The organism is Ramlibacter albus (assembly GCF_014297445.1).
In the GTDB taxonomy this organism is placed as follows: domain Bacteria; phylum Pseudomonadota; class Gammaproteobacteria; order Burkholderiales; family Burkholderiaceae_C; genus Ramlibacter; species Ramlibacter albus.
The window spans coordinates 51,650-68,394 of record NZ_JACORU010000009.1 but is presented as its reverse complement, the minus strand read 5'-3'; the positions used below and the strand labels follow the sequence as shown (position 1 = coordinate 68,394).

14 protein-coding genes are annotated in these 16,745 nt (G+C 70.6%); 10 read left to right on the top strand and 4 right to left on the bottom strand.

Features of this window, described 5'->3' with window-relative positions; translation table 11 throughout:
- Positions 1–97 precede the first annotated feature (97 nt).
- The 9 genes from H8R02_RS21595 to H8R02_RS21555 all read left to right on the top strand — a co-directional run bounded on the left by H8R02_RS21595 (position 98) and on the right by H8R02_RS21555 (position 9,233).
- Positions 98–865, top strand: a complete 768-nt coding sequence (locus tag H8R02_RS21595; protein WP_187083570.1) for an SDR family NAD(P)-dependent oxidoreductase — start codon at positions 98–100, stop codon at positions 863–865.
- A gap of 2 nt (positions 866–867) precedes the next feature.
- Entirely contained in the window at positions 868–2,007 is a 1,140-nt protein-coding gene (locus H8R02_RS21590; protein WP_187083569.1) for an acyl-CoA dehydrogenase family protein, read from the top strand.
- Positions 2,008–2,053: 46 nt separating this feature from the next.
- Entirely contained in the window at positions 2,054–3,025 is a 972-nt protein-coding gene (locus tag H8R02_RS21585; protein WP_187083568.1) for a Bug family tripartite tricarboxylate transporter substrate binding protein, read from the top strand.
- 1 nt (position 3,026) lies between these two features.
- The gene (locus tag H8R02_RS21580) at positions 3,027–4,166 is read left to right on the top strand and encodes an acyl-CoA dehydrogenase family protein (protein ID WP_187083567.1); all 1,140 of its coding nucleotides are present in this window, start codon (positions 3,027–3,029) and stop codon (positions 4,164–4,166) included.
- 11 nt (positions 4,167–4,177) lie between these two features.
- Complete coding sequence (locus tag H8R02_RS21575; RefSeq protein ID WP_187083566.1) at positions 4,178–4,981, top strand: enoyl-CoA hydratase-related protein; 804 nt, start codon at positions 4,178–4,180, stop codon at positions 4,979–4,981.
- Between the two features lie 8 nt (positions 4,982–4,989).
- A complete protein-coding gene (locus H8R02_RS21570) occupies positions 4,990–5,790 on the top strand; it encodes an enoyl-CoA hydratase (RefSeq protein WP_187083565.1) in 801 nt (266 codons plus the stop codon).
- 80 nt (positions 5,791–5,870) lie between these two features.
- Positions 5,871–6,971, top strand: a complete 1,101-nt coding sequence (locus tag H8R02_RS21565) for a CaiB/BaiF CoA transferase family protein (RefSeq protein ID WP_187083564.1) — start codon at positions 5,871–5,873, stop codon at positions 6,969–6,971.
- Between the two features lie 4 nt (positions 6,972–6,975).
- Positions 6,976–8,124 carry an acyl-CoA dehydrogenase family protein gene (locus H8R02_RS21560; protein WP_187083563.1) on the top strand — a complete coding sequence of 383 codons (1,149 nt, stop codon included), beginning with the start codon at positions 6,976–6,978 and terminating at the stop codon, positions 8,122–8,124.
- Positions 8,125–8,144: 20 nt separating this feature from the next.
- Positions 8,145–9,233 (top strand): CaiB/BaiF CoA transferase family protein, encoded by a 1,089-nt coding sequence (locus H8R02_RS21555; RefSeq protein ID WP_187083562.1) that lies wholly within the window; start codon positions 8,145–8,147, stop codon positions 9,231–9,233.
- A 38-nt stretch (positions 9,234–9,271) separates the two neighbouring features.
- Here the strand turns inward: H8R02_RS21555 and H8R02_RS21550 are convergent, their stop codons facing one another.
- The 4 genes from H8R02_RS21550 to H8R02_RS21535 are packed head-to-tail and all read right to left on the bottom strand — an operon-like array spanning position 9,272 to position 15,799.
- Complete coding sequence (locus H8R02_RS21550) at positions 9,272–10,255, bottom strand: Bug family tripartite tricarboxylate transporter substrate binding protein (protein ID WP_187083561.1); 984 nt, start codon at positions 10,253–10,255, stop codon at positions 9,272–9,274.
- Between the two features lie 33 nt (positions 10,256–10,288).
- A complete protein-coding gene (locus H8R02_RS21545) occupies positions 10,289–11,536 on the bottom strand; it encodes a CaiB/BaiF CoA transferase family protein (protein ID WP_187083560.1) in 1,248 nt (415 codons plus the stop codon).
- A 34-nt stretch (positions 11,537–11,570) separates the two neighbouring features.
- Positions 11,571–14,828: an acetyl-CoA carboxylase family protein gene (locus H8R02_RS21540; RefSeq protein WP_187083559.1), complete on the bottom strand. Its 3,258-nt coding sequence runs from the start codon at positions 14,826–14,828 to the stop codon at positions 11,571–11,573.
- 2 nt (positions 14,829–14,830) lie between these two features.
- Complete coding sequence (locus tag H8R02_RS21535) at positions 14,831–15,799, bottom strand: Bug family tripartite tricarboxylate transporter substrate binding protein (protein WP_255429484.1); 969 nt, start codon at positions 15,797–15,799, stop codon at positions 14,831–14,833.
- A gap of 151 nt (positions 15,800–15,950) precedes the next feature.
- On the opposite strand from H8R02_RS21535, the gene H8R02_RS21530 reads away from it, so the two are divergent.
- Positions 15,951–16,733 carry an SDR family NAD(P)-dependent oxidoreductase gene (locus tag H8R02_RS21530; RefSeq protein WP_187083557.1) on the top strand — a complete coding sequence of 261 codons (783 nt, stop codon included), beginning with the start codon at positions 15,951–15,953 and terminating at the stop codon, positions 16,731–16,733.
- The last annotated feature ends 12 nt before the right edge of the window (positions 16,734–16,745 follow it).

Sequence of the window (16,745 nt, the reverse complement as noted above, 5' to 3'; positions counted from 1 at the left end):
TCTTCCCGGGCTCGACCCGGGATCCATGTTGGCGCGTCGAAGCGCTGGCATGGATTGCGGGTCAAGCCCGCAATGACGCCGAGGAAGGGCATCACGAATGAATGAACTGTTTTCGCTTGACGGGCGGATTGCGCTGGTAACCGGCGCGTCGGCCGGCCTCGGGGCGCATTTCGCCGAAGTGCTTGCCGACGCAGGTGCGCAGGTCTGGCTCGGGGCGCGCCGCGTCGACAAGCTGCAAGCGCTGCAATCCGAACTTCGAGCCAAAGGCGGCAAAGCGGAAACCGTCGCACTCGACGTCACCGACGCCGCCTCGGTGCAGCACGCCTTCGACACGATGCGCGAAGCCGGCGCCGTGCCCGACATCGTCGTCAACAACGCCGGCGTCGGCCTCGGCACGCCCGCGCTTTCGACCTCCGAGCAGGACTGGGACCAGGTGGTCGACACCAACCTCAAGGGCGCGTGGCTCGCCGCCACGGAAGCCGCCCGCCGGCTCGTCGCAGCCGAACGCAAGGGCAGCATCGTCAACATCGCCTCGATCCTCGGCGAGCGCGTGGGCGCCTTCGTCGCGCCGTACGCGGCGTCGAAGGCCGGCCTGACGCACCTCACCAAAGCGCTCGCGCTCGAATGGGCCCGCCACGGCATCCGCGTCAACGCGCTTTGCCCGGGCTACATCGCCACCGACATCAACCGCGACTTCCTCGCCAGCGAAGACGGCGACCGCATGCGCAAGCGCATCCCGCAGCGCCGCTTCGGCGAGGCGCGCGACCTCGACGGCCCGCTGCTGCTGCTCGCCAGCGACGCAGGCCGGTACATGACCGGCACGGCCATCGCCGCCGATGGCGGTCACCTCGTGAGTGGGCTCTGAGCATGAATTTCGAACTCGACAACGACCAGGTGGCGCTGCAGGACAGCGTCGCACGCCTGCTGCAATCGCAAGCCAGCTTCGAGCAGCGCCGCAAGTCCGTCGCCACCGAGAGCGGCTGGGACGTGAACCTCTGGCCCGCGCTGGCCGGGCTCGGCGTGACCGCGCTCACGCTGCCCGAGTCGGATGGCGGCTTCGGGCAGCGGCCGGTCGCCCTGTTGCCGGTTCTCGAAGCGCTGGGCCATGCACTCGCCGTGCAACCCTTCCTTGCCACGGCGGTGCTGGCATCGTCGGCGATCGCGCGCGCGGGCACCGACGCCCAGCGCGAAGCGCACCTGCCTTCCATTGCGCAGGGCACGCGAATCGTCGCCTTCGCCCACGATGAACGTGCCGCGCGCCACGACCCGCTGTCGATCGGCACGCGCGCCCGGTGCGTCGACGGGCAATGGCTGCTCGATGGCCGCAAGCAGAACGTGCTCTTCGGTGCCGATGCCGCCACGCTGGTGGTCAGCGCGCGAGGCGAGAACGACACCGTGATGCTGTTCCTGGTGGATCCATCGCAAGCACCCGTGCGCATCGCGCCGACCCGCCTCGTCGACGACACCCCGGCAGCAGACATCACGCTGGCCGGCGCGCGCGCCGAACGCCTGGCGGGCGACGGCCTCGCCGCCCTGAAAGCGACGATCGATGCCGGCACCGCCGCCGCCTGCGCCGAAGCCCTCGGCGTCGCCGAACGCGCGTACGAACTCACCACCGAATACGTCCAGACCCGCCAGCAGTTCGGACGCGCAATCGGCGCCAACCAGTCGCTGCGCCACCGCATCGCCGAGATGCGGGTGTCGCTCGACACGCTGCGCAGCGCCGCCATGATCGCGCTGCTCGCGCTGGAGATCGACGACGAGACGGAGCGCGCCCGTGAACTCTCTCGCGCCAAGATGCTCGCCTCGCGCCACGGCACCTTCATCACCCAGCAGGCGATCCAGCTGCACGGCGGCATCGGCATGACCGTCGAATACGCCGCCGGCCACTGCCTGCGCCGCATGACCGTCCTCGAGATGCTGTTCGGCGACGGCGCCAGCCATGCAGCGCGGCTCGGCGCGGGAATCGTCGCAAGCGACGATGGCCGCCTTGCCACCGCTGCCTAGCATGGGCCGCATCCAACTCTCACCAACGCCCCAGGAGACACCGCCCATGAACTTCCGCTTCACCCGCCGCGCCTGCATGGCGACGCTCGCCTTCGCGGCCGCATTCGGAACGCAAGCGCAGGACGCGTTCCCGATCGCGAACAAGCCGGTCACGCTGATCCTGCCCGCCATCGGCGGCTCCACGGGCGACCGCGTGCTGCGCATGTTCGCGGAGCGCCTGAAGGAAGACTGGAAGGTGCCGGTGATCGTCGACGCCAAGCCGGGAGCGGCCGGCGTGGTCGGCACGGTGCACGGCGTCAACGCCGCGCCGGATGGCCACACCATCCTGCTCGGCTACAGCCACCTGACACAGGCCATTGCGTTCAACCAGAAGCGCCCGTACGACGCGCTGAACGACCTCATCCCGGTGGCCCGCATCTGCGACTTGCCGATGCTGTACCTGACGGCCGACCCTTCGGTGAAGACGATGGCGGACGCCGTGGCCAGGCTCAAGGGGGCCAAAGGCAGCTACGGCAGCTATGGAAACGCCACCACCTCGCACATCTACAGCGAGCTGGTGAACAAGCGCAACAACCTGGACATGGTCCACGCCGCGTACAAGGGCACGCCGCCGCTGATCACCGACCTGATCGGCGGCCAGATCAACACCGCCGTCGTGGACCTCGGCAACACGATGGGCCAGGTGAAGGCCGGCAAGCTGAAGGCTCTGGCCATCACGGGCAACAAGCGCAACAAGCTGGTGCCCGACGTGCCGACCTTCGCCGAGCTGGGCTACAGCGAAGTCTCGCAACCCGGCCGCTACTGGCTGATGCTGCCCAAGGGCACGCCGCCCGCGACGGTGGAGAAGATCCGCACGTCGATCCTGAACGTGCTGAAGGCGCCGGAGGTGCAGGAGCAGCTCATCTCGATGGGCATCGACCCCGCGCCCGCGGAGCGCGAGGACGTCGCGGGCAACATGCGCGCGGACATCGAGTACTGGAAGCGCGTCGTGCAGATCACGGGCATCAAAGCGGATTGACATGGAATTGCAGCTCGATCCGGGCCAAACGGCCTTCCGCGAAGAGGTCCGCGCCTTCCTGCGCGAGCGCCTGCCGCCCGAGGTGCGCGAGCGCATGCGCAAGGGGCTGCGCCCTTCGCGCGAACAGGTCGTCCAGTGGCAGCGCGTGCTGCACGAGCGCGGCTGGGCCGCGCCACATTGGCCGCGCGAATTCGGCGGGGCGGACCTCGGGCAGATGGAGCGCCTCATCCTGATGGACGAGCTGCAGCTCGCGCCCGCGCCGCTGCCGCTGCACTTCAACGTCACGATGCTCGGGCCCGTGCTCCTGAAGTACGGCACGCCCGAGCAGAAGCGCGACTGGTTACCGCGGCTCGCGCGCCTCGACGTCTGGTTCTGCCAGGGCTTCTCCGAGCCCGGCGCCGGCTCCGACCTCGCTTCGCTGCGCACCAGCGCGCGCCGCGAAGGCGACAACTACATCGTCAACGGCCAGAAGATCTGGACCACGTACGCGCACATGGCGGACTGGATCTTCTGCCTCGTACGCACGAACCCCGACGCGGCGCGCAAGCAGGAGGGCATCAGCTTCCTGCTGATCGACCTGAAAACGCCGGGCATCACCATCCGGCCCATCCACACAATCGACGGCGAGCACCACCTCAACGAGGTGTTCTTCGACGACGTGAAGGTTCCCGCGGCCAACATCGTGGGTGAAGAGAACAAGGGCTGGGACGTGACGAAGACGCTGCTCGGCAGCGAACGCACGGGTCTCGCTTACGTGGGCGCAAGCCGCGATCGCCTGGACCGCACGATCGAACTTGCGCGCGAGCTGGGTGTGGACCGCGACCCGCTCATCCAGTCCGAGATCGCGTGGCTCGATGCGGAACTGCGCGGCCTCGAGGTCACCAACCTGCGGCTGCTGCTGTCCGCGCAGGCGCAGCACGAGAACCCCGCCTTCGCCTCGGTGCTGAAGCTCAAGGGCGTGGCGATCCAGCAGCAGATCGCGCAGCTCATGCTGCGCGTCGCCGGGCCCTCAGCGCTCGCGCGCCACGACGATGAGAATGGCGTGCCCGCCACGCGCTACTTCTTCACCCGCGCCTCGTCGATCTACGGCGGCACGAGCGAGGTGCAGAAGGACGTGCTCGCCAAGACGATCCTGAGCTGAGAAGAATCACCATGGAACACCGGCACGTCACCCTCAAGCGCGACGGCGACATCGCCGTCGTCACCCTCGACAACCCCGCCCGCCGCAACGCGCTCAGCCGCGACATGCAGCACGGGCTGCTCGCCATCATCCACGAGCTGCGCGAAGACAAATCCGTCCGCGCTGTGCTGCTCACGGCGAGCGGCAACGCGTTCTGCGCGGGCGCCGATCTCGCGGGCAACGCCATCCCCGCCGGGCATGAGCACCTGTCGCGCGGCGAAGCGACGCAGAAGGTGATGGAAGAGGTCTCCAACCCCATCATCACCGGCCTGCGCGAGCTGCCGGTGCCGGTGGTGTGCGCCATCCCCGGCGTTGCAGCCGGTGCTGGCGTGGGCATCGCGCTCGCGGCCGACATCGTGGTCGCGGCCCGCTCCGCGTACTTCTACCTGCCCTTCATCCCCAAGCTGGGCATCGTGCCCGACCTCGGCACCACGTGGTTCCTGCAGCAGCTGGTGGGCCGCGGCCGCGCCGCGGCGCTCACGCTGCTCGGCGACCGCCTGAGCGCGGAAAAGGCGGAGCAGTGGGGCGTGGTGTGGGCGTGCATGGACGACGCCGACCTGGCCGACAAGGCCACGCAGCTCGCGCGCCAATTGGCCAAGCTGCCCGCCGGCGCCGCGCTCGAAACGCGCCGTGCCTACGAGGCCGCGTCGCGCAACGACCTGCGCGCGCAGCTGCAATACGAAGCCGACCGCCAGCGCGAGCTGCTCGACCGGCCCGAGTTCGACGAGGGCGTGCGCGCGTTCCTCGAGAAGCGCGAGCCGCGCTTTCACGCCTGAGGGTTGCGATGGACACCGCCGAATCCCTGGTCACCGTCGAGATGCGTGACGACGGCTGCGCCGTCGTCACGCTGCAGCGGCCGCAGGCGCTGAATGCACTGACTCGCTCGATGCGCACCCAGCTCGCCCGTGCATTCGCGCAGCTCGCGGCCGAGGGCACGCAGGTGGTGGTGCTCACGGGCGCCGGCCGGGCGTTCTGCGCGGGCCTCGACCTGCGCGAGCTCTCCACGTCGGAGAACCTGGCCGAGCTGGCCGTCAGCGGTGCGGTGGACGACCCCGTGCATGCCGTGCTCGGCTTCCCCGGCCCGGTGGTCGCGGCCGTGAACGGGCCGGCCGTCACGGGCGGGCTCGAACTGGCGCTCGCGTGCGACCTGCTCATCGCGTCGGACCGCGCGACGTTCGCGGACACGCACGCGCGCGTCGGCGTGATCCCCAGCTGGGGCATGTCGCAGCGGATGCCGCGCCTGATCGGCCGCGCCCGCGCGCTGGAGATGTCCTTGACGGGCAATTTCGTCAGTGCGCAGCAGGCGCAGGCGTGGGGGCTGGCGAATCGCGTCGTGCCGCACGAGGAGCTGCTCGCCACCGCGCTGGGTCTCGCGGGCGACATGCTGTCCGCCGCGCCGGGGATGCTCGCGCAGTACAAGCGCCTGGTGGACGACGGCCTCGCCGGCACGCTGGAGCAGGGCCTTCGCCTCGAAGGCCAGCGCTCGCGTGAGTGGGCGGCATCGCTGGACCGTTCCGCCATCGCCGCCCGGCGCGAAGCCGTGCAGGCACGCGGCAAGGCGTCCCAACCGGGGCGCGGGGCCTGAACCGTTTCGTCCGAACGGACGATTCACCGCGCGGGCCCGCCCCCTAGCATCTGGACAACCAAACTCACAGGGAGATCGACATGCCCGGCCCATTGGATGGATTGCGCGTGGTGGAGATGGCGGGCATGGGCCCGGGGCCGTTCTGCGGGATGGTGCTGGCGGATCTCGGCGCGGACGTCGTGTGCATCGCACGCCCCGGCACCACGCATGCCGCCACCGACGTCACCGCTCGCGGCAAGCGCCACGTCGCGCTCGACCTGCAGACGGCGCCAGGCGTGGAAGCCGCGCTCGGCCTGATCGTGAAGGCGGACGTCCTGATCGAGGGCTACCGCCCCGGCGTGATGGAGCGGCTGGGCCTGGGCCCCACGGCCTGCATGAAGCTCAACCCGAAGCTGGTCTACGGCCGCATGACGGGCTGGGGCCAGACGGGGCCGCTCTCCGCCGCGGCCGGCCACGACATCAACTACATCGCCGTCACGGGTGCGCTGCATGCGATCGGCCGCGCCGGCGACGCGCCGCCTCCGCCGCTGAACTACGTGGGCGACTACGGCGGCGGCGCGATGCTGCTCGCCGTGGGCCTGCTGGCCGCGCTGCACGAGGCGCGCCGCTCGGGCCAGGGGCAGGTGGTCGATGCGGCGATGACGGATGGCGCCGCGCTGCTGTCGTCGGTGTTCTACGGCATGAAGGCCGCGGGCCGCTGGACCGCGCAGCGCGCCGACAACCTGCTCGACGGCGCGGCGCACTTCTACGACACCTATGCCTGCGCGGACGGCAAGTTCGTCGCCATCGGCGCGATCGAGCCCAAGTTCTTCGCGCAGCTGTGCGAGCTGTGCGGCCTGGAAGCGGAATTCACCCAAGGCCAGATGGACCGCTCGCGCTGGCCGATGATGAAGCTGCGGCTGGCGGATGTGTTCCGCACCCGCACGCGCGAGGAGTGGTGCGCGCTGCTGGAGGGCACCGACGCGTGCTTCGCGCCGGTGCTGGATTTCGAGGAGGCGCCGCAGCACGTGCACAACCAGGCACGCGGCACCTTCGTCACGGTGCAGGGCGTTGTGCAGCCGGCGCCCGCGCCGCGCTTCTCGCGCACGCCGAACGCCCAGCCGGAGCCTGCCGCGCCGCAAGCGGCAGCGGACGCCCTGCGCGCGTGGGGCGCGGCCGAAACGGCGCGTGCCGAGGCCTGACGCGATGCCGGTGAGGTTCGAGCGCAGCTGGTCCGACCCCGAGCTGGAGCTGTACCGCGACACGGTGGTGCGCTTCATCGAGGAAGAACTCGCGCCGGGTGACGAAGAGGCCCGCAAGCGCGGCCACGTGGGCCACGCGGTGTGGCGCAAGGCCGGCGAGCTCGGCCTGCTGTGCGCCGACATCCCCGACGAGTACGGCGGCGGCGGTGGCGACTTCCGCCACGAAGCCGTCGTGTACGAGGAGATGCTACGGCGCAGCCTCACGGGCATGAACACGTCGGTGCACGCGATCGTTGCGCACTACATCCTGAACCATGGCACCGAGGCGCAGAAGCGCAAGTACCTGCCGCGCATGGCGCGCGGCGAGCTCGTCGGCGCCATTGCAATGACGGAGCCGGGCACGGGCTCGGACCTGCAGGCGATCCGTGCACGTGCCGTCCGGACCGAGCTGGGTTACCGCATCGACGGCAGCAAGACCTTCATCAGCAATGGCTTCCTCGCGGGCCTGGTGCTCGTGGTTTGCAAGACCGACCCTGCGCAGCGCGCGAAAGGCACGTCGATCCTGATCGTGGAGGCGGCCGAGGCCAAAGGCTACAGCGTCAGCCGCGTGCTGCCCAAGATGGGGCTGAAGGCGCAGGACACGTCCGAGCTGTTCTTCGACGGCGTCGAAGTGCCGGCGGAGAACCTTCTCGGGGGCGAAGAGGGCAAGGGCTTCTACCAGCTGATGGGTGACTTGCCGTACGAGCGGCTGATCATCGGCGTCATGGCGCTCGCGGCGATGGAGGGGGCCTACGAATCGACCTTGCAGTACGTGCGCGAACGCCAGGTGTTCGGCAAGCCGCTCATCGAGCAGCAGAACACGCGGTTCAAGCTGGCCGAGGTGGCCACGCAGATCATGGCCGGGCGCGCCTTTGTCGACCAGTGCGTCGAGAAGCTGCTTGTCGGCAAGCTCGATACCGCCACGGCGTCGATGGCCAAGCTCTGGGCGTCCGAGACGCAGGGGCGCGTCGTCGACGAATGCCTGCAGCTCTTCGGCGGGTACGGGTACATGGACGAGTATCCGATCAGCCGCATGTACGCCGACGCGCGCGTGCAGCGCATCTACGGCGGCACCAGCGAGATCATGAAGGAAGTGATCGCGCGGGCGCTTTGAATCGCGAAGGAGGCAACGCCATGGCCGGACCGCTGCAGGGCATCAAGGTCGTCGAGTTCGCGGGCCTCGGCCCGGCGCCTTTCTGCGCGATGGTGCTTGCCGACATGGGCGCCGAGGTGCTGCGCATCGCGCGGCCCGGCGCTGCTCCCGGCCGGTTCGACGTGAATTGCCGCAACCGCGCCACCGTCCAGGTCGACCTGCGCGCACCGGGCGCCGTGGCGGCGCTGATGCCGGCCATTGCCGGCGCCGACGCACTGATCGAAGGTTTTCGCCCGGGCGTGATGGAGCGGCTCGGCTTCGGCCCGGGCGAATGCCTGGCCGCGAACCCGCGGCTGGTCTACGGCCGCATGACGGGCTGGGGCCAGGGCGGCCCGCTGCACACGGCGGCCGGGCACGACATCAACTACATCGCCATCTCCGGCGCGCTGCATGCCATCGGCCCTGCCGGCGGGCAGCCCGTGCCGCCGCTCAACCTGGTGGGCGACTACGGCGGTGGCGCGATGGTGCTCGGCATGGGCCTGCTCGCCGCGCTGCTGGAAGCGCGCAGTTCGGGCCGCGGGCAGGTGGTGGACGCGGCGATGACCGACGGCGCGGCGCTGCTGTGCACCAACATGTACGCCAGCCACGCGGCCGGCCGCGCGACGAACGAGCGCGGCACCAACCTGCTGGACGGCGGCGCGCCGTTCTATTGCACCTATGCCTGCGCCGACGGCAAATCCATCGCCGTGGGCGCGATCGAGCCGCAGTTCTACGCGCTGCTGCGCGAGCGCTGTGGCCTGGCCGACCCGCTGTTCGACGCGCAGCCGGACCGCGAGCGCTGGCCGCTCATGAAGCACCGGTTGGCCGAGGTGTTCGCCACGCGCACGCGCGACGAGTGGTGCGCGCTGCTGGAAGGCAGCGACGCCTGTTTCGCGCCGGTGCTCGACTGGGACGAAGCGCCGCGGCACCCGCACAACCGCGCGCGCGGCACGTTCGTGGACGTGGACGGCGTGGTGCAGCCCGCGCCGGCGCCGCGGTTCACGCGCACGCCAGCGGGCACACCGGAGCCCGGCCGCGAGGCCGGTGCCGAAGAACTGCGGGCCCGCTGGGGCATCGTGCTGCCGGCGTAGAAGCTCGTCATCCCCGCGAAGGCGGGGATCCAAAGCACCTAGTCGACTTTCGCGCCCGACTCGTTGATCAGCGTGGCCCAGTGCTCCACGTCCTTCTTCATCAGCTCGCCGAATTCGGCCGACGAACTGGTGGCGATCGCGCCGCCGAGGTCCTGGATCTTCTTCACGAGGTCGGGCGAGCGTCCGGCCTTCGCGATCGCCGCGTTCAGCTTCTCGATGACGTCGGGCGGCGTGCCGGCCGGCGCGACCACGCCGAACCACGGAGCCACCGAGTAGCCGGGGATGACCGTTTCGGCCACCGTCGGCACGTTGGGCAGCGAGGGCACACGTTGCAGCGACGTGACGGCCAGCGCCTTCACCGACCCGGCGCGGATCAGCGCGAGCGAGTCCACGGTGCCGGAGAACGCCACCGGGATCTGGCCGCCCATCAGGTCCTGCAGCGACGGCGGCGCGCCCTTGTAGGGCACGTGGGTCATCTTCAGGTTGGCGCGCTTGGCGAACACCGCGCCCGCGATGTGCGTGCTGGTGCCGTTGCCGCCCGAAGCGAAGCTCCACGCGCGATCGCCCTTGCGCACCAGCGCCACCAGTTCCTGCACGGTGTTGACCGGAACCTTGGCGTTGACGAGCAGCACGTTGGGGATCACCGCCCAGCGCGACACCGGCGCGAAGTCCGTCTGCACGTTGTACGGCACCTTGTCGTAGAGCGCGTAGTTGGCGGCCAGCGGACCCTGGTTGCCGAACAGCACCGTGTAGCCGTCGGGCGCGGCCTTGGCCACGGCGCCGGCAGCGATCATGCCGCCCGCGCCGGCCTGGTTGAAGATGACGATGGGCTGCGGCAGGAACTCCGAGAGCTTGGCCGCGAGGTCGCGCGCCATCAGGTCGGTCGGGCCGCCGGCCGGCCCGGGGACCACCATCCGGATCGGCTTCGTGGGGTAGTCGTCGGCCGCTCGCGCGGTGCCGGTCGCGATCAGCGCCGCCGCCGCGGCGATGGGAATGAGGACGGATTTCAGCAGCTTGTGCATGGTGTCTCCAGGTGAGGGAAGCGATGGGTGGGTTCAGCCGAGCGCGCCGCCATCGCGCAACTGCGCGATGCGATCGGCGGGGTAGCCGAGCGTGCGGGCCAGCACGTCGTCGGTGTCCTGCCCCACGGAGGGGGCGGGGCGGGGGTCGGCCGCGGGCGTGGCGCCCATGCGCAGCGGCAGCCGCACGTGCGGGATCCAGCCGAGCACGGGGTGCGGAATGCGGGTGACGAGGTCGAGCCCGCGCGCTTCGGGCGAGCGCAGCGCATCGGGCAGCGTGCGGATCTCCGCGCTCGGGATGGCGGCCTTCACGAGGCGCGGCTGCCAATACGACCACGGCAGCGTCTTGAAGATGTCCTGCAGGATGTCGAACAGTTCGAGGCGGCGCTCCATGCGCCCGTCGCGCCCGGCCAGCGCCGGGTCGTTCGCGAGGTCGGGTCGCTCCAGCACCTCCAGGCACAGGCGCTGGTAGATGCGGTCGTTGCCGCAGTTGATGTAGAAGAGGCGGTCGGACGCCATGAAGGCCGCGGTGGGCGACGTGTCGGGGCTGTCGTTGCCGTTGCGCTGCGGCTCGAAGCCGCACAGCAGGTGCTGCATGGGTGCGTAGCCGGTGAGCAGCGTCGCGCTTTCGTACAGCGCGATCTGCAGTTGCTGGCCCTGGCCCGTGCGCGCGCGATGGAACAGCGCCGCAAGAATTCCGTTGGCCGCCATCGTGGCCGTCGTGATGTCCACCACGGGCGAGCCCGCGCGCACGCCGGGGCGGTCCGCATAGCCGTTGAGCGAGAAGAAGCCGCTTTCGGCCTGCGCCACGGTGTCGAAGCCGAGCCGCTTGGCGAACGCGCCGTCCTTGCCGTAGGCCGAGACGGAGCAATAGACGATGTCGGGCTTGAGCGCCTTGCACGACGCGTAGTCGAGCCCGAAGCGCGCCATCACGTCGCCCGAGAAGTTCTCGATGACCACGTCGGCGCCGCGCACCAGGTCGCGCGCGACGGCCAGGCCGGCTTCGGTCTTGAGGTCCAGCGTCACGCTGCGCTTGTTGCGGTTGGCCCAGATGTAGGGTGCGCCCTGGTCCTGCAGCGCGGGCGCCGCGGGCGGGTAGTAGCGGAACTCGTCGCCGCGCCCCGGTGCCTCCACCTTGATGACGTCGGCGCCGAAGTTGGCGAGCAGCGTGCCGGCGAACGGGCCGGCGATGAAGTGCGCGAACTCGACGACGCGCACGCCGTCGAGCGCGGCGGGCGCGCCGGGCGGCCGCGGCTGGTAGTCGGGAAATTCTTCGAGGCTCATGGTGGTGGGGGTCCTGCGGGGGATGGGGGTGGGCCTACCAGGGGTCCACGCCGGGCTGGTACTTGTGCGGCGAGCGGTCGCGCCGCGGCCGCGCGGCGTCGAGCCCCGCGAGCAGCCAGCCGCGCGTCTCGGCGGGGTCGATCACTTCGTCGATGACGAGGAAGGGCGCGTAGCGCGTCGCCTTGCCGTGCTGGTAGAGGCGGTCGACGAGATCGCGGAAGCGTTCGGCGCGCTGCTGCGGGTCGGCGATCTGCTCGAGCTCGCGTCGGTGGCCCAGGCGCACCTGGCCCTCCAGGCCCATGCCGCCGAACTCCGCGGTGGGCCATGCCACGGCGAAGAACGAGCCGTGGTGGAAGCTGCCGCCACCCATCGCCATCGCGCCGAGCCCGTAGGCCTTGCGCAGCACGACGGTGAACCAGGGCACCGTGAGGTTGGCCGCGGCGACGAGCATGCGCGAGCTGTGGCGCACGATGGCGGTCTGCTCGGCGTCGGGGCCGACCATGATGCCCGGCGTGTCGCACAGCGACAGCACCGGCAGGCCGTGCGCGTCGCACAGCTTCGCGAAGCGCGTGAACTTGTCGGCCTCGGCGGCGCACACGGCGCCCGCGTTGTGCGCCGGGTTGTTGGCGATCAGCCCGAGCGGGCGGCCCTCGACGCGGACCAGCGCGGTGATCGCGCCCGGCGCGAACTGCGCGCGCAGTTCGAGCACGGACTCTTCGTCAGCCAATGCGGCGATCACCTTGCGCATGTCGTACGCGCGCGTGCGGCGGTCGGGGATCAGCCCGCGCAGCACGGCCGGGTCCGCCGCCTTCCAGCCGGCCACCGGGCCCTGGAAGTAGCCGAGGTACTGCTTCGCGGCACGCACGGCCTGCGCCTCGTCCTCGACCAGGATGTCGACCACGCCGGTCTTCGCGTGCATCGCCGCGGGGCCGACCTGCTCCGGCGGGTACACGCCCAGCCCGGCGCCTTCGATCATCACCGGCCCGCCCATGCCGACCGTGGCGTCGCGCGTGGCGATCACGACGTCGCAGCAACCGAGCAGCGCCGCGTTGCCCGCGAAGCAGCGGCCCGCGACGATGCCCACCAGCGGCACGAGCCCGCTCAGGCGCGCGAACGAGAAGAAGGTGGCCGTCGCGAGGTTGGCGCCGCCCACGTTGTTGGGCTCGGTGGGCCGGCCGCCGCCGCCTTCGGTGAAGATCACCACCGGCCGGCGCGCGTCCTCGGCCAGCTGGAACAGGCGGTCGTGCTTCTTGTGGCCGAAGAAGCCCTGGGTGCCCGCGTGCACGCTGTAGTCGTACGACGCGACGAAGCAGCGGCCACCGTTGACCGTGGCATGCCCGTAGATGAAGCCGTCGGCCGGGCTCGTCCTGCGCAGCTCGTCCAGCGGCGCGACGCCGTGGCGGGCGCCGACGGCCGCGCCGCCGTACTCCACGAAAGTGCCGGGGTCGCACAGGTCGTGGATGTTCTCGCGCGCGGTGCGCATGCCCTTGGCGTGGCGCTGCGCGACGACCGCGGGGCGGCCTTCGTCCTCGCGCAGGCGCCGCAGGTCCAGCACTTCCTGCAGGTCCATGCGGGGCCCGGCGTGTTCGCGCTCGGTCCCCGTTTCGGCCACCGCTTCGACGGTGCCGGGCTCGACGAGGAACAGCGGGCGGCCGGCGTCCACCAGCTCGCCCGGTGCGACCTGCACGGCCGCCACCACGCCGTCGAACGGCGCAGTGACGACGTGCTCCATCTTCATGGCTTCGAGCACGCAGAGTGCATCGCCCTGGCGCATGCGGGCGCCTTCGGCGATGGCGATCTCAAGGACGGTGCCGCGCGTGGGGGCTCGCACGACCGACGGGTCGTCGTCCTCGGCGGTGGCCGCCTGCGCTTCTGGGCGCGAGGCTGCGCGCACGAGCTCCGACGCGCGTTCGGCGGTGCGCTGCCGCGCGACCTGCACCAAGCGGTCGAGATTCGATTCGAGATAGCGCGTGCTCGTTTCGGCGGCGCGGAACGAGGCGTCCGCGGCGATCGCATCGAGCAGGCCGAGATTCGTGGCGATGCCACCGAGCCGGAACTCGCGCAGCACGCGCGCGCCCTTGTCGGCGGCGGTGGCGAACTGCGGCGCATGGCTGTGCACGATCAGCTTCGCGAGCAGCGGGTCGAATGCAGTGCCGGGCGTTGCGCCTTCGTGCAAGAACGTTTCGACACGCACACCGCGGCCCGTGGGAACGTCGAAGCGGGTGACGGTGCCCGCCTCGGCCGCACCTTCGAGAGTGATGCGGTACTGGATCGCGAACCCGCGCGGCGCGCCGACGTCCGGCTGCGCAAGGCCCACGGCCGCAAGGGTCTCGCCCATCGCGATCGCGATCTGGGCGCGCACGAGGTCCAGGCCGTACACCTCCTCGGTGACCGTGTGTTCGACCTGCAGGCGCGGGTTGGCTTCCATGAAGACGAAGCCGCCTTCCAGCTCGCCGGCCACCAGGAACTCGAAGGTGCACAGGCCCCGCAGGCGGCAGGCGCGCGCCATGCGCAGCGCCGCGGCCTGCAGCTTCGCGCGCAGGTCCTCGCCCAGCGCGGGCGCCGGCGCGACTTCCACCACCTTCTGGTGACGCTGCTGCACGCTGCAATCGCGCTCGCCGACATGGCTGTAGTCGCGCCCGTCGCCCACCACCTGCACTTCGATGTGGCGTGCGCCGGCCACGTACTGTTCGATGTACAAGGCGGACTGGCCGAACGCCTTGGCCGCCTCGGAGCTGCAGCGCGCGAACGCGGCGTCGAGCTGGGCGGCCGATTCGACGCGGCGCATGCCGCGGCCGCCGCCGCCCGCGACGGCCTTCACCATCGCGCTGGAGCCGGCCGGCAGGGCGGCGAAGAAGCCGCGCATGTCCTCCAGCGAAGTCGGGCCCGCGGTGCCGCGCGCGAGCGCGACGCCCTGTTCGCGAGCGAAGGCGCGGGCGCGCGCCTTGTCGCCGAAGAGTTCGAGCACCTCCGGCGACGGGCCGACGAAGGTGAGCCCCGCGCGTTCGCAAGCCGCGGCGAACGCGGCGTTCTCGCTCAGGAACCCGTAGCCGGGATGCACGAGCGTGCAGCCCGTGTCCACCGCCGCCCGCACGATGGCGTCGATGTCGAGATAGGCCGCCGCGCCCTCGCGCTGCAGCGCGACGGACTGGTCGGCGGCGAATCGATGCGGCGACTTCGCGTCGTCGGCCGAATGGACCGTGACGGTGGGCAATTGGAGCTCTTGCGCCGCGCGGGCGATGCGCAGCGCGATTTCGCCGCGGTTGGCGATCAACAACCTGGGGGATGCCATGCTCAGTCGACCTGCACGCGCGCTTCCTTGTTGAACTGTGTCCACTTTTCCAGCTCGTCCTGCACGAAGCGGCGGAACTCGGGGACGTTCATCGCGCCGGCGGCGGCGCCGTTCTGCCGGAGCCAGTCGCGCTCGCGCGGGCTGCCCATCGTGCGCAGCGCCACCGCATTGAGTGCATTGGCGATCGGCTCGGGCAGGTTGGCGGGGCCGTACAGCGCGATCCAGGTGGACACGTCGTAGCGCGGGTAGCCCTGTTCGGCCACGGTGGGCACCGTCGGCAGCGCTTCGCTGCGAGTCGCGGCCGACACCGCGATGGCGCGCAGCTTGCCGGCGTTGACCTGCTGCGCGACGGTCGCCACGTCGAGGAAGATCGAGGGCAGCTGGCCGCCCAGCACGTCGTTGAACGCCGGGGTCGCGCCCTTGTAGGGAATGTGGGTCATCGGCGAGCGCGTCACCAGCCGCAGCATCTCGCCGGCCAGGTGGCTCGTGCCGCCCGCGCCGGTGGAGCCGAACGACACGCCACCCTTCTGCCGCGCGGCATACGCGAGGTACTCCGTCAGCGTGGTGGCGGGCACCGACGGGTGCACGACGAGCACCATCGGCGAATTGAGCAGCTGCGCCACGGGCGTGAAGTCGCGCAAGGCGTCGTACGGCATCTTCGCGCGGAACGCCTGGTTGATGACGTGGCTGGGGCTGTTCACGAGCAGCGTATAGCCGTCGGGCTTGGCCTTGGACACGTACTCGGTGCCGATGATGCCGCCCGCGCCGACGCGGTTTTCCACGACCACGGGCTGCTTCAGTTCTTCCTGGAGGCCTTGCGCGAAGTGGCGCGCGGCCACGTCCGTCAGGCCGCCGGCGGGGAAGGGCACGACGAGCGTGATCTGCCGCTCGGGCCAGGCCGCGTGGGCCTGCAGGCAGGCCACGGCGGCAAGCGCCAGCGCGGCGGCGATCTTCGCGAAACGGGACGGCATGCGCCTCTCCTGGAGTGTGCGGGGCATGTTCCGGGCGGCCGCGATGCGCCGAATCGTCGGTTACGACGAAATTGCTCCGGCCGTGCGGAGACGGCGCGATTCGTCGGTTTGGACGGTGACCCGCGGGCGCTTGCGGCGCACAGTCGAGCCCATGAAACTCGATTCCTCGATTGCCGCGGTCGTCACCGGCGGCGCTTCCGGCCTCGGCGCCGCCACCGCCCGCCGCCTCGCCTCCCAAGGCGTGCGCGTCGCCATCTTCGACTTCAACGCGGAAGCCGGCGAGGCCATGGCACGCGAGCTCAACGGCACCTTCTGCAAGGTGGACGTCACCAGCGAAGAGCAGGTGAAGGCCGGCTTCGAGAAGGCGCGCGCCGCGCACGGGCAGGAGCGCATCCTCGTCAACTGCGCCGGCACCGGCAACGGCATCAAGACGGCCAGCCGCGACAAGGCAACCGGCCAGCCCAAGCACTTCCCGCTGCCCGACTTCGAGAAGATCATCCAGATCAACCTCATCGGTACGTTCCGCTGCATCGCGCATTCGGCCGCCGGCATGCTGACGCTGGACCCGCTGAAGGACGGCGAGCGTGGCGCGATCGTCAACACCGCTTCCGTCGCGGCCGAGGATGGCCAGATGGGCCAGGCAGCGTACTCGGCTTCCAAGGCGGGCATCGTGGGCCTGACGCTGCCGGTCGCGCGCGACCTGATGGGCGAAGGCATCCGCGTCAACACCATCCTGCCCGGCATCTTCGCGACGCCGCTGCTGATGGCGCTGCCCGACAACGTGCTCAAGTCCCTGGGCGAATCGGTGCCTTTCCCCAAGCGCTTGGGCAACCCGGACGAATACGCGCACCTCGCCGAGACGATGATCACCAACAGCTACTTCAACGGTGAATGCGTGCGCCTCGACGGCGCGATCCGCATGGCGCCGCGTTAACCCAACACAAGG